Annotated in this window: 19 protein-coding genes; 8 read left to right on the top strand and 11 right to left on the bottom strand. The window is 60.2% G+C overall.

Annotated features, from left to right (window positions below; all coding sequences use genetic code 11):
* Nucleotides 1–75 precede the first annotated feature (75 nt).
* The 4 genes from B8991_RS04480 to B8991_RS04465 are packed head-to-tail and all read left to right on the top strand — an operon-like array spanning nt 76 to nt 3,972.
* Nucleotides 76–1,041 (top strand): metal ABC transporter solute-binding protein, Zn/Mn family, encoded by a 966-nt coding sequence (locus B8991_RS04480; RefSeq protein WP_084350718.1) that lies wholly within the window; start codon nt 76–78, stop codon nt 1,039–1,041.
* Between the two features lie 13 nt (nt 1,042–1,054).
* Nucleotides 1,055–1,855, top strand: a complete 801-nt coding sequence (locus tag B8991_RS04475) for a metal ABC transporter ATP-binding protein (protein WP_084351151.1) — start codon at nt 1,055–1,057, stop codon at nt 1,853–1,855.
* A 3-nt stretch (nt 1,856–1,858) separates the two neighbouring features.
* Nucleotides 1,859–3,064: a metal ABC transporter permease gene (locus B8991_RS04470; protein ID WP_084350716.1), complete on the top strand. Its 1,206-nt coding sequence runs from the start codon at nt 1,859–1,861 to the stop codon at nt 3,062–3,064.
* Entirely contained in the window at nt 3,061–3,972 is a 912-nt protein-coding gene (locus B8991_RS04465) for a metal ABC transporter permease (RefSeq protein WP_084350714.1), read from the top strand. Before B8991_RS04470 ends, B8991_RS04465 begins: the two co-directional genes overlap by 4 nt.
* Before the next feature lie 129 nt (nt 3,973–4,101).
* On the opposite strand, the gene B8991_RS04460 is transcribed toward B8991_RS04465, so the two are convergent.
* The 6 genes from B8991_RS04460 to B8991_RS04435 all read right to left on the bottom strand — a co-directional run bounded on the left by B8991_RS04460 (nt 4,102) and on the right by B8991_RS04435 (nt 13,051).
* The gene (locus B8991_RS04460; protein ID WP_084350711.1) at nt 4,102–5,286 is read right to left on the bottom strand and encodes an amino acid aminotransferase; all 1,185 of its coding nucleotides are present in this window, start codon (nt 5,284–5,286) and stop codon (nt 4,102–4,104) included.
* Nucleotides 5,286–6,143: a 3-mercaptopyruvate sulfurtransferase gene (gene sseA / locus B8991_RS04455; RefSeq protein WP_084350709.1), complete on the bottom strand. Its 858-nt coding sequence runs from the start codon at nt 6,141–6,143 to the stop codon at nt 5,286–5,288. The genes B8991_RS04460 and sseA overlap by 1 nt, the downstream gene beginning before the upstream one ends.
* A gap of 408 nt (nt 6,144–6,551) precedes the next feature.
* Complete coding sequence (smpB, locus tag B8991_RS04450) at nt 6,552–7,025, bottom strand: SsrA-binding protein SmpB (RefSeq protein WP_084350706.1); 474 nt, start codon at nt 7,023–7,025, stop codon at nt 6,552–6,554.
* A 223-nt stretch (nt 7,026–7,248) separates the two neighbouring features.
* Nucleotides 7,249–8,796, bottom strand: a complete 1,548-nt coding sequence (locus tag B8991_RS04445) for an alanine/glycine:cation symporter family protein (protein WP_084351149.1) — start codon at nt 8,794–8,796, stop codon at nt 7,249–7,251.
* Between the two features lie 41 nt (nt 8,797–8,837).
* Complete coding sequence (locus tag B8991_RS04440; protein ID WP_084350704.1) at nt 8,838–9,272, bottom strand: universal stress protein; 435 nt, start codon at nt 9,270–9,272, stop codon at nt 8,838–8,840.
* 203 nt (nt 9,273–9,475) lie between these two features.
* Entirely contained in the window at nt 9,476–13,051 is a 3,576-nt protein-coding gene (locus B8991_RS04435; protein ID WP_084350702.1) for a hydantoinase B/oxoprolinase family protein, read from the bottom strand.
* Nucleotides 13,052–13,278: 227 nt separating this feature from the next.
* Between B8991_RS04435 and B8991_RS04430 the strand changes: the two genes are divergently transcribed.
* A complete protein-coding gene (locus tag B8991_RS04430) occupies nt 13,279–15,036 on the top strand; it encodes a SulP family inorganic anion transporter (protein WP_084350700.1) in 1,758 nt (585 codons plus the stop codon).
* Here the strand turns inward: B8991_RS04430 and B8991_RS04425 are convergent.
* The 4 genes from B8991_RS04425 to B8991_RS04410 form a co-directional block, all read right to left on the bottom strand.
* Nucleotides 15,031–15,753: a metallophosphoesterase family protein gene (locus B8991_RS04425; RefSeq protein WP_084350697.1), complete on the bottom strand. Its 723-nt coding sequence runs from the start codon at nt 15,751–15,753 to the stop codon at nt 15,031–15,033. The genes B8991_RS04430 and B8991_RS04425 overlap by 6 nt on opposite strands.
* 128 nt (nt 15,754–15,881) lie before the next feature.
* The gene (gene serA, locus B8991_RS04420; protein WP_084350695.1) at nt 15,882–17,474 is read right to left on the bottom strand and encodes a phosphoglycerate dehydrogenase; all 1,593 of its coding nucleotides are present in this window, start codon (nt 17,472–17,474) and stop codon (nt 15,882–15,884) included.
* A 102-nt stretch (nt 17,475–17,576) separates the two neighbouring features.
* Nucleotides 17,577–18,731, bottom strand: coding sequence for a phosphoserine transaminase (locus B8991_RS04415; protein WP_084350693.1), 1,155 nt, complete (start codon nt 18,729–18,731; stop codon nt 17,577–17,579).
* A 406-nt stretch (nt 18,732–19,137) separates the two neighbouring features.
* Complete coding sequence (locus B8991_RS04410) at nt 19,138–20,373, bottom strand: urate hydroxylase PuuD (RefSeq protein ID WP_084350691.1); 1,236 nt, start codon at nt 20,371–20,373, stop codon at nt 19,138–19,140.
* 99 nt (nt 20,374–20,472) lie between these two features.
* Between B8991_RS04410 and B8991_RS04405 the strand changes: the two genes are divergently transcribed.
* Entirely contained in the window at nt 20,473–21,405 is a 933-nt protein-coding gene (locus B8991_RS04405; RefSeq protein WP_084350689.1) for a LysR family transcriptional regulator, read from the top strand.
* On the opposite strand, the gene uraH is transcribed toward B8991_RS04405, so the two are convergent.
* On the bottom strand, nt 21,390–21,743 hold the full coding sequence (gene uraH / locus B8991_RS04400; RefSeq protein ID WP_084351147.1) for a hydroxyisourate hydrolase: 354 nt from the start codon (nt 21,741–21,743) through the stop codon (nt 21,390–21,392). The genes B8991_RS04405 and uraH overlap by 16 nt on opposite strands.
* A gap of 141 nt (nt 21,744–21,884) precedes the next feature.
* Between uraH and puuE the strand changes: the two genes are divergently transcribed.
* On the top strand, nt 21,885–23,297 hold the full coding sequence (puuE, locus tag B8991_RS04395; protein WP_235866539.1) for an allantoinase PuuE: 1,413 nt from the start codon (nt 21,885–21,887) through the stop codon (nt 23,295–23,297).
* Entirely contained in the window at nt 23,294–23,779 is a 486-nt protein-coding gene (locus tag B8991_RS04390) for an ureidoglycolate lyase (protein WP_084350685.1), read from the top strand. The genes puuE and B8991_RS04390 overlap by 4 nt, the downstream gene beginning before the upstream one ends.
* The last annotated feature ends 47 nt before the right edge of the window (nt 23,780–23,826 follow it).

The following is a 23,826-nucleotide window of genomic DNA, read 5'->3' as shown; positions in this document are numbered from 1 at the left end:
GTAAATCGGCGCTTTAGTTGCGAATAATTCTCAATATCATTGACTTTATGAGAATGACTCGCATATGCATGCCATATGAAACGTCGCAATCTCCTTCTAGGCCTCGCTGGGGCCACGGCCGTCACTACGCTTCCGCGCATTGCGGCAGCGCAGGACGACACACTCACAATTGTCGCAACCACCGGCATGATCGCCGACACCGCGCGCCGCATTGCCGGTCCGCTGGCAGAGGTGCGCGGGCTGATGGGACCGGGCGTCGACCCGCATTCCTATCGCCAGACGCGCTCTGACATCGTGGCGATCACCCGCGCCGATCTGGTGCTGTGGCACGGGCTGTATCTTGAGGCGCAGATGGAGGAGTTCTTCAAGCGTCTCGCCACGTCCCGCAATGTCGTCGCGGTGGGCGAGGCGGTGCCGTCGGATCTGCTGCTGCGTCACGCCGATTATGAGAACAAGGCCGATCCGCATGTCTGGATGGCACCTGAACTGTGGCGCCCGGTGGCTTTGCGGGTCCGTGATGCGTTGATTGACGCCCGCCCCGAACACGCGGAAATATTCACCGCCAACGCGGAGGTTTTCGTCGCCGAGATCGACGCGCTGGTCGCCTATGCGCACGAAACGCTTGCCAAGGTGCCCGAACCTGCCCGCGTTCTTGTCACGGCGCATGACGCATTCGGTTATTTCGGCCGCGCCTACGGGTTTGAGGTTTTGGGCATCCAGGGCATCTCGACCGAGAGCGAAGCGGGGCTGCAACGGATCCGGATGCTGGTAGATACGCTGGTGACGCGCGACATAAAGGCGGTGTTCGTCGAAAGCTCTGTCTCTGATCGCAACATTCGTGCGCTGGTCGAGGGTGCCGCCGCACAGGGCCATGACGTTCGCATCGGCGGAGAGCTTTTCTCGGACGCGATGGGCCAGGCCGATACATATGAAGGCACCTATATCGGGATGCTGGATCACAATATCACCGTGATTGCCCGCGCGCTTGGGGCCGATGTGCCTGCGCAGGGCATGTCCGGCAAGCTGTCGGCAGGGATTTGATATGAAAGACGCAATGCCACAATTGGCAACCGATGAAGGCCGCCCCGTCGCGGACACCCTTGCGCAAAGCCCGCTGGCGATTCGTGGGATGACGGTTTCATATGGCGAGGAGCCAGCGATATTCTCCATCGACCTGACGGCGGAGCCCGGTGCGATGACCGCCATTATCGGCCCGAACGGCGCAGGTAAGTCGACGCTTCTGAAAGCAGCACTTGGGATCGTCCGCCCCCTGTCCGGGAGTGCGACGGTCTTTGGCAAACCGTTGGCGAAACAGCGCGCCCGCATCGCCTATGTGCCGCAGCGCGCCAGCGTCGATTGGGATTTTCCGACCACGGTGATGGATGTCGCCTTGATGGGCCTGAGCCGAGAGCTTGGCCTGTTGCGGCCTGTCCGTGCGCGGCATGTGGCGCACGCGCTTGCCTGCCTTGACCGCGTTGGCATGGCCGATTTCGCGGATCGTCAGATCGGGCAACTGTCCGGTGGGCAGCAACAACGCGTGTTTCTCGCCCGCGCGCTGGCGCAGGATGCAGAGCTTTACCTGCTGGACGAACCTTTCGCCGGTGTCGATGCCGCGACAGAGCGCGCGATCATCGTGGTTCTGAAGGAATTGCGGGCAGAGGGGCGCACGGTTGTTGCCGTGCATCACGACCTGTCAACGGTGGCGCAGTATTTCGACAATGTCTTCCTGATCAACCGCCGCAAGATCGCCGAAGGGTCGGTCGAGACCGCCTTTACCGCCGCCAATCTGCAAGAGGCCTATGGCGGACGTCTGGCGACCGGGCAGATCGACCAACTGGTTCTGGGGATGGTCTAAGCCATGCTGCGTGACGCACTGCTTCTTCAGATGGGCTATAACGCGACGCTGGTGGCGTTGGGCGCGGCCAGTCTGGGCGTGGCGGCGGGGGCGACAGGCACGTTTCTGTTCCTGCGCAAGCGCTCGCTGGTGTCGGATGCGATAAGCCATGCGACCCTGCCCGGTATCGGTCTGGCCTTTCTGGTGATGGTGGCGCTTGGCGGCGATGGCCGCTGGCTGCCGGGATTGCTGGCGGGATCGGCCCTGTCGGCGCTGGCGGGGTTGCTGTGCGTCACATGGCTGACCCGGCACACCAGACTGGCCGAAGATGCCGCAATCGGGGCGGTGCTGTCGGTATTCTTCGGCGCGGGGATCGTCATCCTGACGGTCATTCAAACACTGTCCAGCGGACGACAAGCCGGGTTGGAGACGTTTCTTTTGGGGTCCACCGCGGGAATGCTGTTCAGCGACGCGCTGACGCTGGCAATCGGCGGGGCGCTGGTTCTGGCACTGGCGCTGCTGCTGCGGCGGCCGATGATCCAGGTCGCTTTTGATCCGGGCTATGCCGAGACTGCGGGCACATCTGTCAGCCGCACCGATTTTCTGACCATGGCGCTGGTGATGGCGATTACGGTGGTGGGCCTGAAGATCGTCGGGCTGATCATGATCGTGGCGCTGCTGATCATCCCGGCGGTCACCGCGCGTTTCTGGACCAACCGGGCAGAATATGTGGTGGCGCTGGCGGGGCTGTTCGGCGGGCTGGCGGGCTATGTGGGTGCGGCGATCTCTGCCACCGCACCCGCCTTGCCGACGGGGCCGATCATTGTGCTGATCGGCTTTGCGCTGTTCGTGGTGTCCTTGCTGGTGGCTCCGGGGCGGGGCGTGTTGGCGGCCGGTTTGCGATACCGGCGTTTTCAACGGCGCGTGCATCTGCGGCAGGGGCTGATTTCATTGGCGCAAGGCCAACCGGTTTATGAGCGCATGACCCGCAGGCTGTTGCTGCGCGAAGGGTTCCTGAGGGCCGATAACGTGATCACCGAAGAGGGGCGGGCCCGGGCCGCGAAAGTCCTGCGCGACGAGACCCGATGGCAGGAGGTGCGGCGCAGCGACAGCCTTGCCCCGCTGGCGATGCAGGATAACGGCATGACCGATATCGCGTCGGTGCTGACCGCCGATCAACTGGCCGAGATCGACCGACGTATTGGCGGACCGAAAAGGGTAACAGCATGATCGGCGCAGAGTTTGTAGCGCTTTCGCTGCCGCCCTTGCTGATCGGCACATTCGCGGCGATTGCCTGCGCGTTGCCCGGCAACTTCCTTGTGCTGCGCAGGCAAGCGCTGATCGGCGATGCGATCAGCCATGTGGTGCTTCCTGGCATTGTCGTGGCCTTCCTCGTGACCGGGCGGATCGGAACCTGGCCGATGATGCTGGGGGCGGCGGGGGCCGCCTTGATCGCCGTTGGGTTGATAGAGCTGATCCGCCGACTGGGCCGCGTCGATGCAGGTGCCGCCATGGGCGTGACCTTTACGGCGATGTTCGCAGGCGGGGTGCTGCTGCTGGAGCAATCCGACACCTCGTCGGTGCATCTGGACGTGCAACATGCGCTTTATGGCAACCTGGAAAGCCTGATCTGGCTGGAAGCGGCGGGGTGGGAATCCCTTCTCGACCCCGTGGCGCTGGCATCCTTGCCGCCGGAACTGACCCGGATCACGGTCACCTTGGTGGCGGTTGTGGCATTTATTCGGCTGCTGTGGCGGCCGCTGAAGATCTCGACCTTCGATGAGGGATTTGCGCGGGCTCAGGGCGTTCCGGCGACGATACTTGGTTTGGCGCTGGTGGTAACGGCGGCATCAGCGGCGGTTGCGGCGTTTGATGCAGTGGGGTCGATCATCGTGATTGCGATGTTCATCTGCCCGCCCGCCGCGGCGCGCCTGATGACCGAACGGTTGGAAACGCAAATCTGGTGGAGTGTGGCGTTTGCCTGCCTGTCAGCAGTGCTGGGCTATGTGCTGGCCGGATATGGCCCGTTATGGCTGGGGGGGCAGAACTCTGTCAGCGCGGCAGGAATGATCGCGACGGTGTCGGGTATGATCCTTGCGGCAACGGCGCTGTTCGCGCCGCACCGCAAGGCGTCTTAGGTCAGCGCTCTATGACGCGGGTTTGATCCCATTGAGTGCCTGCGGCACGCAGGTTTCTGGTGCTCGTTGCGACGTGAGCCCGCGCTTTCACTGTCGAGACAGTGAAATCGCGGTACGTGTGGCAGGGACCTAGATGCCAGAGTCGATGATCGCCTTGGCGAGGATCGGAACCGTGGTCTTGTTCAGCCCCGCAATGTTGAGGCGGCTGTCACCGACCAGATAGATGCCGTGATCTCTGCGCAGGGTGTCGACCTGATCAGGCGTGCAGCCGAGGCGAGAGAACATGCCACGATGCTGCGCGATGAAGCCGAAGCGGTCCGAGCCTGAAAGGCGTTGCAACTCGCCCGCCAACTGTTCGCGCAGATCAAGCAGGCCTTTGCGGATGTCTTCCACTTCTGATGCCCAGTCGGCGCGCAGGGCCTCGTCTGTCAGGACCATGGTTACCAGTCGCGCGCCATGATCAGGTGGGAAGGAAAAGTTCTGACGGTTGAGGTAAGCCAGAGAGCCTTGGTTAAGCTCACGCGCGGAGGCGTCCTGCGACACGGCCATCAGAAGGCCGGTACGCTCGCGGTAGACGCCGAAGTTTTTCGAGCAGCTGGCCGCGATCAGGCATTCGGGTACGGAAGACGCGACGAGGCGTGTGCCTGCTGCGTCTTCTTCCAAGCCGTCGCCAAAACCCTGATAGGCGATGTCGATCATCGGTGTCGCGCCTGTCTTGAGCAGCAGGTCAACAACCGCCTGCCACTGTGTCAGGTTCAGGTTTGCGCCGGACGGGTTGTGGCAGCAACCATGCAGCAACACGAGGTCGCCTTTCTTGATCTGCGCCAGATCTTCCATCATCCCGTCGAAATCCACCGCGCCGGTGTCACTGTCGAAATACCGATAGGAAATCGTCGGCAGGCCCATGAACTTCAGGATCGACAGGTGGTTCGGCCATGTCGGATCAGACACGAAGACGCGGACATCGGGGTTGGCCATGCGGGCCATCTCGAACGCGTGACGGACCGCGCCCGTGCCGCCGGGCGTTGCCGCAGCGGCGACGTTTTCACGCTCTACCGCATCGCCCAGTACCAAGGCGATCAGCGCGTCGGAAAAGGCCGGATCCCCGGCAAGGGCGACGTAGCTTTTGGTGGTTTCTTCTTCCCACAGACGCTTTTCCGCCGTCTTGACGGCGCGCATCACGGGTGTGACACCTTCCGCATTCTTGTAGACACCGACGCCCAGGTCGATCTTGGTCTCGCGCGGATCTTCCTTGTAGGCCTGCATCAGCGCAAGGATCTTGTCGGCGGGTTGGGCTTTGAGGTTTTCGAACATCAGGCGTCTCCGGTGGCGACGGGAACCGTTGGGAACATGCCCCATTCGGCCCAGGATCCGTCATAAAGTGCGTGGTCGGTCTTGCCCATACGCTCCAGCGCGAGGGACAGGATCGCGGCTGTGACGCCCGATCCGCAAGTGGTGATGGCAGGCTGGGCAAGATCGACGCCCGCATCCTCGAATATTGTGCGCAATTGCTGCGGCGGCTTCATCGTGCCGTCTTCGTTCAGCAATGTTGCATAGTGGACGTTGCGCGCGCCGGGAATATGGCCCGCCCGCAGCCCCTCGCGTGGCTCTGGCTCTGCTCCGGCAAACCGGCTGGGAGAGCGCGCGTCGATGATTTCGTGGTTGCGCAGCTTGGAGGCCGAGGCCACCTGCGTCACGTCCTTGACCATATGGTTCTGGCGGCGCACCGTCATGTGGCGGTCGCGCACGATCGGGGGCATATCCTCGGTCGGACGATCCTCTGCCAGCCATTTGGGCAGGCCGCCATCCAGAACGGCGATGTTGAACTGGCCCATCAGGCGGAACAGCCACCAAACCCGAGCGGCAGAAAAAATCCCCATGCCGTCATAGACCACCACCTGATGACCGTCGCCCACGCCCATCGCCCGCAGGCGTGACATGAACTTTTCAACCGGCGGCACCATATGCGGCAGGTCGGAACGGTTGTCCGAGATTTCGGCGACGTCGAAAAAGCGAGCGCCGGGAATATGAGCCGCGTCATATTCGCTCCGCGGATCGCGGCCCGCATCAGGCAGGTACCACGATGCGTCAAGGACGCGCAGGTCAGGATCCTTGAGATGCGCCGCGAGCCAGTCCGTTGAGACCAGTGTCCTGGGATCGTCTTGTGCCATGTTTCCCCCGAGATCAGTTGCGCCTTTGCATACGGTCTGTGGGGCATAGTGGCAAGTGTCAGACGGTGCCGCAGGGCGGTCTGCGCGCTGATCGTCGCTTATTTCCCATCTTGTTGCGGGCACAATCGAGAACGGCCATAACCACGCAGCCCGACACTGTCGGCGGGATGGTGTCGCCAAGGCGGCCTTTGACCCCGACGCGAGCGTTGATCAACCTGCCGTGGGCGAGGAACTTTCGGCAGCGCGCCCGTCACGGTGCGGCCAGCCTCGCAAGGCCAAAAGCCGATAATGAGGTGCGTAACGGGTGCTCTTCCGGCCAAGGCCGGAAATCGCGCCAATTGCACGGACGTGCCATGATCCGGTCAGGTGCGTTTGCGAACAAAATCCCGAAGCTTTTTGTTTGGACGCTCAGTGGTTCTGACGCAGCAGACGCTGTTTCTGACGCCCCCAGTCGCGCTTTGCCTCCGTGGCGCGCTTGTCGTGGTTTTTCTTGCCCTTGGCGATACCGATCTTCAGCTTCACGATGCCCCGATGGTTGAAATACATCACCAGCGGCACAAGGGTCATGCCCTTGCGCCGGGTTTCGTTCCACAGCCGGGCAAGTTCCCTGCGGCTGGCCAGAAGCTTGCGGCGGCGGCGATCCTCGTGTCCGAACATCGCCTGGTCGTAGGGGGCGATATAGGAGTTCACCAGCCACAGCTCGCCGTCGTCGACGGTGGCGTAGCTTTCAGCGATGTTGGACTGCCCGGTGCGCAGGGATTTCACCTCGGAGCCCATCAGAATGATGCCCACTTCGAGATCATCCTCGATGGCATAGTCGTAGCGCGCGCGCCGATTCTCGGCGATCACCTTGTAGTTCGGATCTGATATTGTCTTTGCCATGATGGGGGTGATTACACGTCCGCGCGTCGTCTGTCACGCTGGTTTCGTTCGGGACATCTCTGGGCTGTCTGCGAGGTGTTACTTTAGCGCGGGATCATGGCCGCGCGGCACAGGTTATCCGGACGGCACCGGGAGCAGGGCAGAGGCCCCGGATCAAGTCCGGGGCGGGTGACGCAAAAAGGGGCCGCCCATGGGCCGCCCCTTTCCTGTTTAGCCAAACAGATCAGGATTTGTAACGCTTGATCTCGCCGGATTTCAGACGCGTGAGATAGCTTTCAAGCTCGCGCTTGACGACCGGCATCAGGAAGTAAAGTCCGATGATGTTGACCACTGCCATCGAGAAGATCGCGGCATCGGAGAAGTCGATGACCGGTCCAAGGCTTGCGGCGGCACCGATCACGACGAAGATGCAGAAGATCACCTTGAAGGTCAGTTCCTTGCTCTTGCCTTCGCCGAACAGGTAGGTCCATGCCTTCAGCCCGTAATAGGACCACGAGATCATCGTCGAGAAGGCAAACAGGACAACCGCGAGAGCCAGCACATATTTGAACCAGCCGAAGGTCTGGCTGAACGCCGCCGAGGTCAGGGCCACGCCGGAATTTCCGTCGACTGTCTGGATTGCGCTGCCTGCTTCGTCCAAAAGATAAAGCCCTGTATTCGGGTCAACCATCAACTGACCGGTGATGATGATCACCAGCGCGGTCATGGTGCAGATCACCACGGTGTCGATGAACGGCTCCAGCAGCGACACGAAGCCCTCGGTAATCGGTTCTTTCGTCCGCACGGCAGAGTGGGCGATCGCGGCAGAACCAACGCCCGCTTCGTTCGAGAAGGCAGCCCGCTTGAAACCCTGTATCAACGCCCCGACCATGCCGCCTGCGACACCAAGGCCGGTGAAGGCACCCCCAAAGATCTGGCCGAAGGCCCAGCCGATCTTGTCATAGTTCACCAGAAGGATGACCAGCGCGGTCACGACGTAGAGTATGCCCATAAACGGCACGATTTTCTCTGTTACCTTGGCGATGGATTGCAGACCGCCGACGATGACAGCGAACACGATGCCGGCAAAAATGACGCCGGTAATCCAGCCGGGATAGTCGCCGACCACATTGGTGATCTGCGCATGCGCCTGGTTGGACTGGAACATGTTGCCGCCACCAAGGGCACCCAGGATACAGAAGATCGAGAACATGATCGCAAGGAAGCGACCGCCGGGCAGGCTGCGCTCTGCAAAGCCCTTGGTCAGATAATACATCGGGCCGCCCGAAACATGGCCGTCTGCAAACTCATTCCGGTATTTCACACCCAGCGTGCATTCGGTGAATTTCGAGGCCATGCCCATGAGGCCCGCCAGGATCATCCAGAACGTGGCACCGGGGCCACCGATGCCCACGGCAACCGCCACACCGGCAATGTTGCCCAGGCCGACAGTGCCCGAAAGGGCAGTCGCCAGCGCCTGAAAGTGGCTGACTTCGCCGGCGTCGTCAGGATCTGAATAGTCTCCCTTTACCAAGGCAATGGAATGCGGAATGGCCCGAAACTGGATTACCCCGAAGTAGACGGTAAAGATCGTGGCCGCGACCACCAGCCAGGCAACAATCCAGGGAAAGGATGTGCCGGGAAACGGACTGAAAATGAAATTCACAAACCAGCCGGTAGAGCTGGCGAATATCTGATTGACTTTCTCGTCGATGGATTGGGCCATCGCCGGACCGGCGAGGCTGCCCAATGTGGTGACGATGATCGCCAGCAAAAGTGGAAAGCGTGACATTGTATATCCCTGTTCTTGATTGCTGTTCTTGTGCGGCAATTTTACGGTACGATTGTGCACGGTACCGGGGCGATCTGGACGAGCGATCCGGCGACAGAGCCGAACACTCGCGCAGACAAGGCACCATGACCGTCGCGACCGACAAACATCTGCGTCGCGCCCTTGTCTTTCACCACCTCGCACAGCGTGTCTGAAATATGGCCGTATTTGATGACAGTCTCGATTGTGATGCCCTTGCTGGACAACTCCTCGACCACCGGGGCCATCAGCGCCTTTTCAGCGCGTTCAAGTTCTTGGCGGCGACGCACATGACGTTCTTCGATTTCGGTCGGGGTGAGGAAGGAATAGGGCGACCATTCCAACACATGCACAACCACCAGCGTTGTGCTCTGTGCCGCGGCACGGTCGGCCGCGAAATCAAGCGCCCGTCTGGACGCCGGGCTGCCGTCATATGCGACGACGAATTTTCCTGACATTGCGATACTCCTGGTGATTTGCCGCTGCCCGATGCAGCGACAGATCAGCGAAGCATAGCAGCATCAGATGTAACGCTCTTCCCTTAATTCTGACATAAATCGACAAAGTGCCCGAAATTCACCCAGTCTACAGGCTAAATGGGCACAATAAGGCGCGCTGCCGATACATGCGACTGTTTGCATCTATGGGTTGTGAGGTGCTTCTAGCTTTCGCCCCAGCCGCCTCCGCCTGGCGTCTGCATCACGAAAACGCCGCCCGCCGGCAGGTCGATTTCATCGTTGCCGTTCAGCTCCACGCGCCGGCCATCAGACAGCTCCGCCCAGTTTTGACCGACCGCGCCATCACCGCCACCATCGACGCCGAAGGGGGGTACGATGCGGTGCGAACACAGGGTTGTCACCGTCACCGGCTCCAGAAACCGCATGCGACGTAGCGCTCCGTTCCCGCCCCGCCATTTCCCACTCCCGCCAGAACTTTCGCGAATGCCGAATGCCTCCAGGCGCACGGGAAAGCGTTTCTCCAGCGTTTCGGGGTCGGTCATGCGGGTATTGGTCATGTGGCTTTGCACGGCGTCGCAGCCATTGAACCCCGGCCCGGCACCGGTGCCGCCGGCAATCGTTTCGTAGTTCTGGAAGGTTTCGTTGCCCCAGACGAAGTTGTTCATGGTGGCCTGCGAACAGGCGATGACGTGCAGCGCGCCGTAAAGGGCGTTGCAGGTGGCCTGACTGACCTCTGTATTGCCCGCAATCACGGCAGCCGGATAGACCGGATGCAGCATGGAGCCTTCGGGTACGATGATTTTCAGCGGTTTCAGGCAGCCTTGATTGAGCGGGATTTCTGCCCCCACCATGGTACGGAAGACATACAGGACAACCGCATGGGCAATCGCTAGCGGGGCGTTGTAATTGCCCGTATGCTGCGGCGAGGTGCCGGTGAAATCCACGGTGGCGGTCCGGTTGGCACGGTCCACGCTCACCTTGACCTCGATCACCGCGCCATGATCCATCGGATAGCTGAACGCGCCATCCGTCAGCTTGTCGATCACCCGGCGCACGCTTTCCTCGGCATTGTCCTGCACATGGCCCATATAGGCGCGCACCACATCCAGCCCGTAGGCCTGCACCACTTTCAGCAATTCCTGACGCCCGGTTTCATTCGCGGCGACCTGCGCCTTGAGATCGGCCATGTTCTGATCGACGTTGCGGCAGGGGTAGCGACCGGACAGCAGAACCTCGCGTGCAGCGCCCTCTTGCAGCGTGCCTTCGGCGACAAGGCGGACATTGTCGATCAGCACGCCTTCGTCCTCGATCCGGGTGCTGTCGGGCGGGGCCGAGCCGGGGGTCCGTCCGCCAATGTCGGCGTGATGCCCGCGCGAACCCAGCCAGAAGACCGGCTTCCCATCGACAAAGACCGGCGTGACCACGGTTACATCCGGTAGGTGGGTGCCGCCATTATAGGGCGAATTCAGCATGAAAGCGTCGCCCTCGGCCACATCCGGATTGTCGCGCATCACTGTCTTGATGCTGTCGGACATGGACCCCAGATGCACCGGCACATGCGGCGCGTTGGCCACCAGATCGCCGGCCTCGTCGAAGATCGCGCAGGAGAAATCCAGCCGTTCCTTGATGTTCACGGACCATGACGTGTTGGCCAGCGTTGCCCCCATCTGATCGGCCACGGACATGAACAGGTTGTTGAACACTTCCAGCATCACCGGATCGGCTTGCGTCCTGGCGGCGCCCGCGCGGTCAGCCTCGGACGTGCGGTCCAGGATCAGGTTGCCCATCCCGTCCAGTTGCGCGGTCCAGCCGGGTTCGATCACATTGGTGCCGGTGGGTTCGGTGATGATCGCGGGGCCGTCAATCGCGGTTTCGGCGTTCAGCGCATCGCGCAGGTAAAGCGGGACGTTTTGCACATCTCCGGCCAGATGAACGGGAACCTGCGCCTTGGCTGCGCCGTCACCCTCCGGCAAAACGGCCGAGGGCACCTGACCGGTATCGCCGACGGCCTCGGCGCTGAGCATTTCGAACAGGATGTCGCGCTCGGGCGAGGCAAAACCGAAGCGTTGGCGGTGGGCGTTCTCGAAATCCGCGCGCATCTTGTCCGGCGCGCCAAAAGCCACCTCAAGCGGTTGATGTGAACCATCATAGCGCAAATGCGCACGCTGCCGGACGTCGATTTGTGAGACGCCCTGATTGGCAACCTCGGCGCGGGCGTCTTCGGAAATGCGGTCCAGCGCATGCCGTGCAGTGTCGATGTCGGCCAATGGCGCATCCACCTGCGTTTCGCGCATGGCGCGGATTTCGGCCAACCCCATTCCGTAGGCGGACAACACCCCGGCATGCGGATGAATGAACACGCGTTTCATGCCCAACGCGTCGGCCACAAGACAGGCATGCTGCCCGCCTGCGCCGCCAAAGCACTGCAACGTGTAGCGGGTGACGTCATGCCCGCGCTGCACGCTGATCTTCTTGATCGCATTGGCCATATTGTCCACAGCGATGCGCAAGAAACCTTCGGCCATATCCTCGGGCGAGCGGGGGGTGTCACCGGTCGCCTCGGCGACCTGTTGCGCAAGGGTGGCGAATTTCTCACGCACCACAGCAAGATCGAGCGGCTGATCGCCCTCCGGACCAAAGACGGCGGGAAAGTGGTCAGGGTTCAGTTTGCCCAGCATGACGTTGCAATCGGTGACGGTCAGCGGCCCGCCACGGCGATAGCAGGCAGGGCCGGGATCGGCACCCGCACTTTCGGGGCCGACCTGAAACCGGCCATCCTCGAATTTGCAGACCGAGCCACCGCCGGCCGCAACGGTGTGGATGTCCATCATCGGTGCCCGCATCCGGACGCCTGCGACCTCGGTTTCGAAACTGCGTTCATAATCGCCCGCATAGTGGCTGACATCGGTCGAGGTGCCGCCCATGTCGAAACCGATCAGCCGGTCATGGCCCGCAGCCTCCGCCGTCTTGACCATGCCGACGATGCCGCCCGCCGGACCGGACAGGATCGCATCCTTGCCCTGAAACAGCCGCGCATCGGTCAAACCACCAGAGCTTTGCATGAAGAGCAGGCAGCGACAGGCGCGGCCCAGATCCAGCGCGCTTGCCACCTGATCGACATAGCGGCGCAGGATCGGCGACAGGTAGGCATCGACCACGGTGGTATCGCCCCGGCTGACCAGTTTCGACAACTGGCTGACCTCGGCGCTGGTCGAAATCTGGGTGAACCCGATCTCGCGCGCGATCTTGGCCGCGCGGGCCTCGTGCGTGTCATTCAGGTAAGCGTGCAGGCCCGCAATGGCGACGGCCCGGATCCCGTCATCATAGGCGGATTGCAGGGCAGTGCGCGCCGCGTCTTCGTCCAGCGGTGTGAGGACGGTGCCCTCGGCATCCAGCCGTTCGGTCATTTCTTCGACCCGATCATAAAGAAGGTCCGGGCGCACGATTTCCAGATCAAACAGACGGGGCCGGGTTTGATAGCCGATCTGCAAGAGGTCACGAAACCCTTGCGTGATCAGCAACAGGACCCGCTCGCCCTTGCGCTCCAGCAACGCATTTGTGGCAACGGTTGTGCCCATCTTCACCGCGTGGATCGCGTTGTCGGCAAACGCGCCATGACAGTCCATCATCTCGCGGATGCCCTGCACGGCAGCGTCGCGGTAGCGTTCGGGGTTCTCTGACAACAGCTTGTGCGTCTGCACCTGACCTTCTGGCGACAGCGCCACGATGTCGGTGAACGTGCCGCCACGGTCGATCCAGAATTCCCACGCTCCGCTCATGTCTGCTCTCCGTGCTGCATGCGCCCAGCCTTTCCTGTTGCCTCGCAGGATGTCAACGCGATGGGCAGAGAGGCTGGCAACCTTGCCGGATGCAGGTTTCAGCTGCGCGCCTTTGAGATCTGAACTTCGCGGGCCTTTACATATTCGCCAATATGAATACATAACGGCTTAGCCATCGCATCGCCTGCACGGTTGGGCGTGGGTTTCCACAGGAACTGGACAGACTGATGACACCACCAAAACTCACCCGCGCTGCGCTGGAGCGGCACCTGCCAATTCTTACCTGGTCCAAGACCTATGGGCGCGATACGCTGACCTCGGATCTGGTGGCGGCGGTGATTGTCACGATCATGCTGATCCCGCAATCGCTGGCCTATGCCCTTCTCGCGGGCTTGCCTGCCGAGATGGGGCTTTACGCGTCTATCCTGCCGCTGGTGGCCTACGCGATCTTCGGCACCAGCCGGGTGCTGGCTGTGGGGCCGGTGGCGGTGGTTTCGCTGATGACGGCCGCCGCGGTGGGGAATATGGCGCTGCAAGGCACGGCGGAATACGCGGCGGCGGCGGTCACGCTGGCGTTCCTGTCGGGGTTGATCCTTGTGGTGATGGGCGTGTTCCGGCTGGGGTTTCTGGCGAATTTCCTGTCACACCCGGTGATTGCGGGCTTTATCACCGCGTCTGGCGTGCTGATCGCCACCTCGCAGCTAAAGCATATCTTCGGGATCGAGGCTGGCGGGCATAATCTGATCGAACTTGTGTCATCGATGGTCGCGAACCTTGGCCAGACCAATCTCATCACGCTGATTATCGGGGTGTCCACGGTCGCTTTCCTGTTCTGGGTCCGCAAGGGCCTGAAGCCCTTGCTTCTGATGGCAGGTCTGAAGCCACGGCTTGCCGATATCGTGGCCAAGGCCGGACCGGTGGCGGCGGTTGCCGTGACCACCATTGCCGTCTGGCTGTTCGGACTGGGTGACAGGGGCGTGAAAATCGTGGGCGAGGTGCCGAAGGGCCTGCCACCCCTGACGCTGCCCAGCTGGGATATGGATATGTGGGGCACGCTGTTCGTGTCGGCCTTGCTGATCTCGGTCATCGGGTTTGTTGAATCTGTTTCCGTCGCGCAAACGCTTGCCGCGAAGCGGCGCCAGCGGATTGTTCCGGATCAGGAACTTGTGGGCCTCGGGGCCTCCAACATCGCCGCGGCAATTTCCGGCGGCTACCCGGTGACGGGCGGCTTTGCGCGCTCGGTTGTGAACTTCGACGCGGGCGCCGAGACGCCCGCGGCAGGTGCCTTCACCGCAGTTGGCATCGCGCTGGCCGCGCTGCTGCTGACGCCACTGTTGTTCTTCCTGCCCAAGGCCACGCTTGCCGCGACGATCATCGTGGCGGTTCTCAGTCTCGTGGATTTCTCGATTCTCAAGAAGACCTGGGGCTATTCCAAAGTCGATTTCACCGCCGTTGCCGCGACCATCCTGTTGACGCTGGGATTCGGGGTGGAGGTTGGTGTCTCGGCAGGTGTGTTGCTGTCGATCGGGTTGTTTCTTTACAAGACGTCGCGCCCGCATGTCGCGGAAGTGGGGCTGGTGCCCGGCACGCAGCATTTCCGCAACATCAACCGGCATGAGGTGGAAACCCGGCCTTCGTTGGTGACGCTGCGCATCGACGAAAACCTGTATTTCGCCAATGCGCGCTTTCTGGAGGATTACGTGACCGACCGCGTGGTCTGCGACGAGCCGATCACCGATGTCGTGCTGATGTGCTCTGCCGTGAACGAGATTGACATGAGCGCGCTGGAAAGCCTGGAGGCTGTCATGCACCGGCTGGCCGATATGGGCATCCGCCTGCACCTGTCAGAGGTCAAAGGGCCGGTGACGGACAGGCTTAAACGCAGCCATTTTCTGGACGAGCTGACTGGCGAGCTGTTCCTGTCGCAATATGACGCGTGGGTTGCACTTGCAGGTGCGTCCACGCAGCCTCGCGCAGCGTCATAGGCTGATGCGCTGGCGTCCCGAGAGCAGGCTGACCTTGTTACCCTCGATCAGCGCTGGGTAAAGTGGACGACCGTAGCCCGCGCCGCCATCAAGGTTGACGCGGTTGGTGTAATGTTGCGGGACCTGTAGCGCCGTGTGCCCGTGGACAACCAGACGGCCGTGATCGCGCTCGTCTTCCAGAAACCCTTTCCGGATCCAGATCAGGTCTTCTTCGACCTGATCCTCCAGCGGCACGCCGGGCCTGATCCCCGCATGCACGAAAACATGGTCGTCGGTCACATGCATCAGCGGCAGATTGCGGATGAACTCGATATGGGCCTTCGGGATTGCGGCCAGAGCATCGGCATGTATCGCCTCTGGCGACCGGTCGTTGCCCGTATCGATACCATATGAAGCCAAAGTTGTTCGCCCGCCGATGCGGTCGTCAAGCCAGTCGAGCAGATCGCGGGTGTTTGGGTCCCGGTAGCGGGGATCTTCGAGGAAGTTCAGCATGTAGCGGTCATGGTTGCCCAACAATGCAATCCAATCCCGTCCTTCATCCATCCCGTCGATCAGGCACTGGATGACTTTTTTGGCCTGCGGCCCACGGTCAAGATAGTCGCCCAGAAAGACTACCCGAGCGGGAAAGGCCGGGTCCGCCTCGATGTGATCCAGCGCGCGCTGCATGGCGTCGTATTGGCCGTGAATGTCTCCGATGGCAAAAATCGGCTGGGTCATGAAAGCGTCCTCTCGTTACAACGTGATCTAGCGCGTTTGGAGTGAGTTCTAAACCCTGCCCGTCAGGGCAAACGCAAACGCCGCCACGGATGCGTGGCGGCGCTTCGTATCATGTATCTAAGGGCGCGTCAGGCGACGTCAAATTCCAGCGTCTTGACCTGCTGGAACATGCCGGTGCTCTTCAACTTGTCCAGAACCGCTGCGGGCACCGCTTCATCGACATAGAGCAGGGCAATTGCTTCGCCTTTTGCGGCGGAACGACCGAGGGTAAAGTTGGCGATGTTGACGTTATTCTCGCCCATGGTCTGCCCCAATGTGCCGATGATGCCCGGCACGTCTTCGTTGGTGGTATACAGCATGTGGTTGCCGATCTCGGCGTCGATATTGATGCCCTTGATCTGGATGAACCGAGGCTTGCCGTCCGAAAAGACCGTCCCGGCAATGCTGCGCTCGAATTTGGAGGTGACGACGGTGACTTTCACATAGCCTTCGAAAACGCCGGACTGTTCCTGATTGGTGGTCGAGATCTGAATGCCACGCTCTGCCGCGATGACCGGGGCGGACACCATGTTCACATCCGGATTGGCACGTTTCATGATACCCGAGATGACGGCGCAGTTCAGCGCAGCCAGGTTCATTTCCGAGACGATGCCATCATATAGAATGTTGATCGCCTTGATCGGCTCGTCCGTCATCTGACCGATGAAGCTGCCAAGATGTTCTGACAACTTGATCCACGGCCCCATGACCTTGGCTTCTTCGGCGGTGACCGACGGCATGTTGAGCGCGTTGGTCACAGCACCGGTCAGCAGATAGTCCGACATCTGCTCGGCCACCTGAAGGGCGACGTTTTCCTGAGCCTCGCTGGTGGCAGCCCCCAGATGCGGGGTGCAAACCACGTTGGGCAGGTCGAAGAGAGGGTTCTCGGTTGCCGGTTCCTGCGCAAAAACGTCAAAAGCGGCACCCGCAACATGGCCGGATTTCAGCAGATCGGCCAGCGCTTCCTCGTCCACCAGACCGCCACGCGCGCAGTTGATGATCCGCACGCCCTTCTTGGTCTTTTCAAGGTTCTCACGGCTGAGAATGTTGCGGGTCTGATCGGTCAGCGGCACATGCAGAGTGATAAAGTCGGCGCGTTGCAGCAGCTCGTCCAGTTCGACTTTCGCCACGCCCATCTTGTCGGCCTTTTCATGGCTGAGGAACGGATCGTAAGCGGCAACCTTCATCTTCAACCCGCGTGCACGGTCGCAAACGATGCCGCCGATATTGCCCGCGCCGATCACGCCAAGGGTCTTGCCGGTCAGCTCGACCCCCATGAACTTGGACTTTTCCCATTTGCCGGCATGGGTCGAGGCGCTGGCTTCGGGGATCTGACGGGCGACGGCGAACATCATGGCGATGGCGTGTTCGGCGGTGGTGATCATGTTGCCGAAAGGGGTGTTCATCACGATCACGCCCTTCTTGGACGCAGCATCGCGATCGACATTGTCGACACCAATACCCGCGCGGCCGATGACCTTGAGGTTGGTGGCGTTCGCAAGGATCTTTTCGGTGACCTTGGTGGCCGAACGGATCGCCAGACCGTCATACTGGCCAATGACTTCGGCAAGCTTGTCCTTGTCTTTGCCGAGGTCGGGCTGGAAATCCACGTCGATGCCGCGATCCTTGAAGATCTGGACGGCGGCGGCGGAAAGTTTGTCGGAAATGAGTACTTTGGGCATGGTGTGTCTCTGCGTGCCTCGGACTTGATCCGAGGCCTCCTGCTTAAAGGGGAAGGGGTAAGGTCCCGGGTCAGGCCCGGGACGCGTGTCGCTATGTGAAGGTCAGGCCGCTTCGGTCTGCTCTGCCAAGACTTCCTCAAAGGCCCATGTCAGCCAGAGGGTCAGCTTTTCGACGTCTGCGGCTTCGATAGTCGCACCGCACCAGATACGCAGGCCCGCAGGGGCATCGCGATAGGCGCCGATGTCATAGGCTGCGTTATAGTCGGCCAGCTTTTTCGCGACGGCCTTGGCGAAGGCAGCGCCATCCTTGATGCGCACGTCCGTGAACTTCAGACAGACCGACGTGTTGGACCGCGTTGCCGGATCATCGGCAAGATTGGCGATCCAGTCATTTCGGTCGCAGAAGTCCCACAGCACTTTGGCGTTGGCATCAGCACGCGCCATCAGGCCTTTCAGCCCACCAACCGATTTGGCCCATTCCAGTGCAACAAGGTAATCCTCGACCGCCAGCATCGACGGTGTGTTGATCGTCTCGCCCACAAAGATACCTTCGATCAGCTTGCCGCCCTTCGTCATGCGGAAGATTTTCGGCAGGGGCCATGCAGGGGTGTAGCTTTCCAGACGCTCCACTGCGCGCGGGCTGAGTATCAGCATCCCGTGCGCCGCTTCGCCGCCCATGACCTTCTGCCAGGAGAACGTCGTCACATCCAGCTTGTCCCATGGCAGATCCTGCGCAAATGCGGCCGATGTCGCATCGCAGATCGTCAAGCCTTCGCGGTTCGCCGGGATCGCGTCACCATTCGGAACGCGCGCGCCCGAGGTGGTGCCGTTCCATGTAAAGACAACGTCATTGTCAAAATCGACTGTCGCGAAATCGACAATCTGGCCATATTCGGCGGTCTTGATCTCGGCGTCGATTTTCAGCTGCTTGACCACATCGGTGACCCAGCCCGCGCCAAAGCTTTCCCACGCCAGCATCTCGGCCTTGCGTGCGCCCAGCAGGGACCACATCGCCATTTCCATCGCACCCGTGTCGGATGCGGGCACGATCCCGATGCGGTAATCCGCTGGCACGCCCAGAATGGCGCGGGTTTCGTCGATCGCGGCCTTCAGCTTGGCCTTGCCAACAGCAGCGCGGTGCGACCGGCCCAATGCGGCGTCCGACAGCTTTGACAACTCGAATGTAGGGATTTTGGCACAGGGGCCAGAAGAAAAACGCGGATTGTCCGGCCGCGTGGCCGGTTTGGTCATAGCCATTTAAGCTATCCTTCCAGATAAGCGCCCTTCGTTGGGGAAGGGTGTCCCACCGCCGGACATACATATCCCCCACAAAGACAGCAATAGACAAAGATACTTGCCTTGCGGGTAAATGTAGATTTTTGCAGAACGATGCAGGAACGCATGTTTCCTGCCGCCGCAAATCCGATACAAGGAAATCTGGGTTTGTTCCCCCGCCAAGTAAGCCCAGAGTAGAGGGGGCTCACGTCGTCGAGATCGGCGATGTGGGGATGCCGGACAAAGAAACGCCGGTAAGAGATATGGCATGCGCCTCAACGGCCAGTTCGAGAAGTCTCCCTCCGCTCAACAAAGCGCAATCTTCCCATCTCTGGCAAGGCGTCCAGTCCAGAATTTTCGACATCTTCGGAACCGGCGGAACGCATTGTTATTCCGAAGCGCGGACTTCGCGGACCCAGGCCACGATGGTCTTGCGGGCTTCGTCGTCCATCTGGATCGCATTCGGCGGCGGCATCGCGTGGCTCAGGCCAGCCTGAAGATAGATTTGGCCGGCATGGCGCGCGACATCTCCGGGCGTTTCAAGATAGACGCCTTTGGGGGCCCATTTCATGGTTCCCCAGACCGGCTCTCTTGCGTGACACATCGAACAATTGCCGACCACGGTATCATAAGCGTCTTCGAAACCTGCAGCAGACGCATATTTCTGCTCATACGGGGTCAGTTCGCGGGCTTCGGCATCCTCCCATGTTTCGCCGGTGCTGACTGTCGAAAGCCACGCGATCAGAATCATCAGGAGGACGGTGACTGCCCATGTCCAATGCGGTCCACTGCCTGTGGCATGCATCGTGTTGAAGTAATGCCGGATCGTGACGCCTGTCAGGAAAATCAGGCTTGCGATGATCCATGCATATTCCGTTCCGAAAGCCAGCGGGTAGTGGTTGCTGAGCATCAGGAACACAACGGGCAGCGTCAGATAGTTGTTGTGGGTAGAGCGCAGCTTGGCAATCTTGCCATATTTCGCGTCGGGTGTGCGCCCGGCCTTGAGGTCATCTACCACGATCCGCTGATTGGGCATGATCTGGAAAAAGACGTTCGCCGTCATGATCGTTGCGGTGAACGCACCGAGATGAAGTAGGGCGGCCCGACCGGTGAAGATCTGGTTATAGCCCCAGGACATCACCACAAGAATGATGAACAGCAGCAACATCAGAAGCGTGGAATGTTCCCCCAGCTTGGATTTGCACATGTAATCATAGGCCAGCCAACCGATGGTCAGGGAACCAGCAGAGATCAGAATGCCTTGCCACAGCGCCAGTTCGGCTTTTGTCGGGTCCAGCAGGAACAACTCACCGCCCACCCAATAGACGATCATCAGCAATGCCGCACCCGATACCCAGGTGATGTAGCTTTGCCATTTGTGCCAGATCAGATGCTCGGGCATGTTTTCAGGCGCAACAAGGTATTTCTGGATGTGGTAGAAGCCACCGCCATGCACCTGCCACTCTTCGCCATGCGCACCAACAGGCATGTTCGGGACCTTTCGAAGCCCCAGATCAAGCGCGATGAAATAAAACGATGCGCCGATCCATGCCATCGCCGTAATGACATGCAGCCACCGGACCGAAAACGCGATCCAGTCCCACATGATTGCCAAGTCGTACATGCTGACCTCCCTAGATTCGAACTTGCCATCACACTAGGCGACTTCAAATTAGTCTGGTATCGGTCTGTATTACCAAGCTGCATCAAAAAAAGCAGAATAATGTCTTACCTTGATAACATCCGAACCTTTGTGCGCGTCTATGAGCTGGGCAGCATGTCTGCGGCTGGGCGGGACCTGAGAATTTCCCCGGCGGTCACCTCGTCGCGGATTTCCCAGCTTGAAGAGTATCTTGGCGTTCGACTGTTTCAGCGGACCACTCGCAATCTGAACGCGACAGAACAAGGCAAGGCGTTTTACCGCGGTGCGTGCGAAGTGCTGGAATCAGTGGAAGCAGCCGAGGCGCAAGTGATCGAGATCACGGATCGTCCGAAAGGATCGCTATATGTCGCGGCACCCCTTGGGGTTGGGCGACGCCTGATCGCCCCTCAGGTGCCAGCATTTCTGGCAGAGTATCCGGATGTCAGTTTACGCCTGAGATTGACAGACCGCAAAGTCGATCTGACGACCGAAGGACTGGATCTTGCTTATTTTCTTGGCCAGCCCGAGGACAGCAATCTGCGGATCAAGAAGATTGCCGATGTGCAGCGGGTGCTTTGTGCATCCCCGGATTATGTTCACAAACGCGGGCATCCCCGTTCCGGCGACGAGATCGTCAACGGCAAGCACGAATGTCTCAACCTTCGCTTTCCCGGCGCAACGGAGTTCCAATGGCCCCTGATGACCGAGGCCGGACCGAAACGGTTCAGAGCGTCCGGACGGTACGAATGTGATGACGGCGACATCCTTGTCGATTGGGCGCTTGCCGGTCATGGCATAACACTGAAGCCCGTCTTTGAAGTGGCAGATTATTTAAAATCAGGTGCTTTGATCGTGGTAGGTGAGGAAACGCCGCCCGAACCTATTCAGATGGCGTGTCTTTTCACACATCGGCGTCATCAGGACCCAAAGACCCGCCTGTTCATGGAATTCATATCCGACCGCATCGGCGATGCGATCAAGCATACGAAACTCCCTGATCAACTGCCGCGATAGGTCGCATAGCTGAAGGGCGAGAGCAGCAGTGGAACATGATAATGCTGTGCTTCGGACATTCCGAACCGAATTGGGATCACGTCCAGAAACCTGGGCTCTTCGGGTGGTGTGCCTGTCCGGTCGAGGTATTCGCCAGCATGAAACACCAGTTCGTAGACCCCGGTCTCGAACTCTGCGCTTGGCAGGATTTGCGCGTCCGTCCGGCCATCGTCATTGGTAACGACGGTTTTCAGCAACTCGCGATCTGGCCCGACAAGACGAAACAGGTCGATCTTCATCCCTTCAGCCGGGCAGCCTCGGGCCGTGTCAAGGACATGGGTGGTCAGATATCCGGACATGAAACGCTCCTTTGTTTTGTACATTCTGGCAAAAGCGACGATTTTTCACAAACCCCGTGGCACTGAACACTGCTTCGTATTTTTTTTGAAAAACAAATGTATTGTTCTGATCTACAAGTACATCACCAAGGAGGGCAAGTAGTGACACAATATCCACGCGACATGACAGGCTATGGCGCGACGCCGCCTGCCGCAAACTGGCCCAACGGCGCAAAGATCGCCGTACAGATCGTTCTGAACTATGAAGAGGGCGGCGAGAACAACATTCTGCATGGCGATGCGGCATCAGAGGCATTCCTGTCGGAAATAACCGGTGCGCAGCCCTGGCCCGGACAGCGCCACTGGAACATGGAGACGATCTACGAATACGGATCGCGTGCCGGCTTCTGGCGTATCCACCGTATGCTGAGCGACCTGCCGATCACCGTATACGGCGTAACCTCTGCCCTGGCCCGCGCGCCGGAACAGGTGGCAGCCATGAAGGCTTCGGGCTGGGAAATCGCCAGCCACGGCCTGAAATGGATCGAACATAAGGATATGTCCGAAGAAGAAGAGCGCGAAACGATTGCCGAGGCCATCCGCCTGCACACCGAAGTTACGGGTGAGGCACCTCGCGGCTGGTATACGGGCCGCTGTTCCAACAACACCGTCCGGCTTGCGGCGGAAGTCGGTCAATTCGCCTATGTTGCGGACAGCTATGCCGATGATCTGCCTTACTGGATGCAATTCGACGGGCGCGACCAGTTGATCGTGCCCTACACGATGGATTGCAACGACATGCGTTTCGCCATTCAGGCAGGTTTCACGTCCGGGGATCAGTTCGAAACCTATCTCAAGGACAGTTTCGATGTCCTTTACGAAGAAGGCTGTGCCGGCGCACCCAAAATGCTGTCGATCGGCCTGCATTGCCGTCTGATCGGACGTCCCGGCCGCGCTGCCGCTTTGCGGCGTGCTCTCGAACATTTCAAATCGCACGAAGGCGTCTGGTTCGCGACTCGTCTGGAGATTGCCGAACATTGGGCAAAGGAGAATCCGCCAATGCACCGTACCCGCCCCTCCGACATGGACCGCGAGACATTCGTCGCGGAATTCGGTGGCATCTTCGAACACAGCCCATGGATCGCAGAAGGTGCCTATGAGCTTGAGTTCGGCCAGACCCATGACACCGCCGCAGGTGTGCATCAATTGCTGGCGCGGGTGTTCCGCAGCGCGCCCGAAGACAAGCGGCTTGGCGTGTTGACAGCGCACCCGGATCTGGCGGGCAAGCTGGCAGAAGCCAAGCGTCTGACAGCAGAATCCACGGCCGAGCAAGCCTCTGTCGGGCTGGATTCTCTGACCGACGAAGAACGCGCCACGCTGACCGAGATGAACGAGACCTATACAGGAAAATTCGGCTTTCCGTTCATCATCGCCGTGCGCGACAACACCAAGGCGTCGATCATCGAGGCGTTCCGTCGCCGGATCGATAACGACCGCGCTACCGAGTTTGCCGAGGCCTGCCGTCAGGTTGAACGCATCGCCGAGCTTCGCTTGCAGGAGAAGTTGGGAAAATGACACACCGTATCAAAGCCGCTCCGCTCACCGCCGAGGCATTCGCCCCTTATGGCGATCTGCTGGACGCGTCGGGCAGCCCGGATAAAATGATCAACCAGGGCAAATGTGGACGGTTCCACGACAAGGCCCTGCTTGATTTTTCTGATGGGCGCGCCGGGATCAGCATTTTCAAAGGCAAGAAGGAAAGCTTGCCCTTGCCACTTCAACTGGTCGAACGGCACCCGCTAGGCAGTCAGGCCTTCGTGCCGATGTCCGCCGATCCCTTTCTGGTGGTTGTCGCACGGGACGAGGACGGCGTTCCCAAAGACCCCAGAGCTTTTCTGACGGCACCGGGACAAGCGATCAATTTTCACAAAAGCACATGGCATGGCGTTCTGACACCCTTGTCCGAACCGGGACTGTTCGCGGTCATCGACCGTATCGGTGACGGAGCAAATCTTGAAGAGCACTGGTTCAAAGAGGAATTCATCATCGAAGAATGACAAAGGCGGTTGGCAGAAAGCCAGCGCCGAACAACTCTCAGGGGAGT

Source organism: Primorskyibacter flagellatus, assembly GCF_900176485.1.
GTDB lineage: Bacteria > Pseudomonadota > Alphaproteobacteria > Rhodobacterales > Rhodobacteraceae > Primorskyibacter > Primorskyibacter flagellatus.
Note: the sequence above shows the minus strand (reverse complement) of the source record. Positions and strands in the feature narration are given on the sequence as shown.

Bases quoted from the DNA above. Each gene is read 5' to 3' on its own strand.
- B8991_RS04480 (WP_084350718.1), top strand. From the start codon at position 76: ATGAAACGTCGCAATCTCCTTCTAGGCCTCGCTGGGGCCACGGCCGTC.
- B8991_RS04475 (WP_084351151.1), top strand. From the start codon at position 1,055: ATGCCACAATTGGCAACCGATGAAGGCCGCCCCGTCGCGGACACCCTT.
- B8991_RS04470 (WP_084350716.1), top strand. From the start codon at position 1,859: ATGCTGCGTGACGCACTGCTTCTTCAGATGGGCTATAACGCGACGCTG.
- B8991_RS04465 (WP_084350714.1), top strand. From the start codon at position 3,061: ATGATCGGCGCAGAGTTTGTAGCGCTTTCGCTGCCGCCCTTGCTGATC.
- B8991_RS04460 (WP_084350711.1), bottom strand. From the start codon at position 5,286: ATGTTCGAAAACCTCAAAGCCCAACCCGCCGACAAGATCCTTGCGCTG.
- sseA (WP_084350709.1), bottom strand. From the start codon at position 6,143: ATGGCACAAGACGATCCCAGGACACTGGTCTCAACGGACTGGCTCGCG.
- smpB (WP_084350706.1), bottom strand. From the start codon at position 7,025: ATGGCAAAGACAATATCAGATCCGAACTACAAGGTGATCGCCGAGAAT.
- B8991_RS04445 (WP_084351149.1), bottom strand. From the start codon at position 8,796: ATGTCACGCTTTCCACTTTTGCTGGCGATCATCGTCACCACATTGGGC.
- B8991_RS04440 (WP_084350704.1), bottom strand. From the start codon at position 9,272: ATGTCAGGAAAATTCGTCGTCGCATATGACGGCAGCCCGGCGTCCAGA.
- B8991_RS04435 (WP_084350702.1), bottom strand. From the start codon at position 13,051: ATGAGCGGAGCGTGGGAATTCTGGATCGACCGTGGCGGCACGTTCACC.
- B8991_RS04430 (WP_084350700.1), top strand. From the start codon at position 13,279: ATGACACCACCAAAACTCACCCGCGCTGCGCTGGAGCGGCACCTGCCA.
- B8991_RS04425 (WP_084350697.1), bottom strand. From the start codon at position 15,753: ATGACCCAGCCGATTTTTGCCATCGGAGACATTCACGGCCAATACGAC.
- serA (WP_084350695.1), bottom strand. From the start codon at position 17,474: ATGCCCAAAGTACTCATTTCCGACAAACTTTCCGCCGCCGCCGTCCAG.
- B8991_RS04415 (WP_084350693.1), bottom strand. From the start codon at position 18,731: ATGGCTATGACCAAACCGGCCACGCGGCCGGACAATCCGCGTTTTTCT.
- B8991_RS04410 (WP_084350691.1), bottom strand. From the start codon at position 20,373: ATGTACGACTTGGCAATCATGTGGGACTGGATCGCGTTTTCGGTCCGG.
- B8991_RS04405 (WP_084350689.1), top strand. From the start codon at position 20,473: ATGTCTTACCTTGATAACATCCGAACCTTTGTGCGCGTCTATGAGCTG.
- uraH (WP_084351147.1), bottom strand. From the start codon at position 21,743: ATGTCCGGATATCTGACCACCCATGTCCTTGACACGGCCCGAGGCTGC.
- B8991_RS04390 (WP_084350685.1), top strand. From the start codon at position 23,294: ATGACACACCGTATCAAAGCCGCTCCGCTCACCGCCGAGGCATTCGCC.